This is a genomic window from Streptomyces sp. AC627_RSS907, assembly GCF_019049165.1.
Window position 1 is genome coordinate 1 of sequence record NZ_JAGMUE010000408.1, and the last position, 1,198, is coordinate 1,198.

Consider the following 1,198-nt stretch of genomic DNA (forward strand, 5'->3'; position numbering starts at 1 on the left):
CCCCACCTGGGGCATCTACAGCGGCTACGAACTCTGCGAGAACACCCCCCTGCGCGAAGGCAGCGAGGAATACCTCGACTCGGAGAAGTACCAGCTCAAACCCCGCGACTGGGCCGCCGCCGCCCGCGAGGGCCGCACCATCGCCCCCCTCATCACCCGCCTCAACACCATCCGCCGCGAGAACCCGGCGCTGCACCAGCTGCGCGATCTGCACTTCCACCCCACGGACAAGGAGGAGGTGATCGCCTACTCGAAGCGGCGGGGATCGAACACCGTTCTGGTGGTGGCCAACCTCGACCCCCACCACACCCAGGAGGCGACGGTCTCGTTGGACATGCCGCAACTCGGCCTGGACTGGCACGAGTCGGTTCCGGTGCGCGACGAGCTCACCGGCGAGACCTACCACTGGGGCAGGGCCAACTATGTGCGCCTGGAACCGGGCCGTACGCCCGCGCACGTCTGCACGGTTCTGCGACCGTCCCACCCGCAGATCGGAGGGTCACCCATCACATGATCGTCAACGAGCCCGTGCCGGACACCTTCGAGGACACACCCGCCAAGGACCGGGACCCGGACTGGTTCAAACGAGCCGTCTTCTACGAGGTCCTCGTCCGCTCCTTCCAGGACAGCAACGGCGACGGCGTCGGCGACCTCAAAGGCCTCACCGCCAAACTGGACTACCTGCAATGGCTGGGCGTGGACTGCCTCTGGCTCCCGCCCTTCTTCACATCACCCCTCAGGGACGGCGGCTACGACGTCAGCGACTACACCGCCGTCCTGCCCGAGTTCGGCGACCTCGCCGACTTCGTCGAGTTCGTCGACGCCGCCCACCAACGCGGCATGCGCGTGATCATCGACTTCGTCATGAACCACACCAGCGACCAGCACCCGTGGTTCCAGGAATCACGCAACAACCCCGACGGCCCCTACGGCGACTACTACGTCTGGGCGGACGACGACAAACAGTTCCAGGACGCCCGCATCATCTTCGTCGACACCGAGGCCTCCAACTGGACCTACGACGCCGTCCGCGGCCAGTACTACTGGCACCGCTTCTTCTCCCACCAGCCCGACCTCAACTACGAGAACCCCGCCGTCCAGGAGGAAATGCTCGCCGCCCTCAAATTCTGGCTCGACCTCGGCATCGACGGCTTCAGACTGGACGCCGTCCCCTACCTCTACCAAGAGGAAGGCACCA

1 protein-coding gene and 1 pseudogene are annotated in these 1,198 nt (G+C 65.7%); both read left to right on the forward strand.

Features of this window, described 5'->3' with window-relative positions:
* Positions 1 to 514, forward strand: a pseudogene (locus tag KUM32_RS36160) (alpha-1,4-glucan--maltose-1-phosphate maltosyltransferase); the annotation flags it as partial.
* Positions 511 to 1,198: alpha-amylase family glycosyl hydrolase (locus KUM32_RS36165; protein ID WP_254406637.1), on the forward strand; the 688-nt coding region annotated here is incomplete at its 3' end. The pseudogene KUM32_RS36160 and the gene KUM32_RS36165, both read left to right, overlap by 4 nt.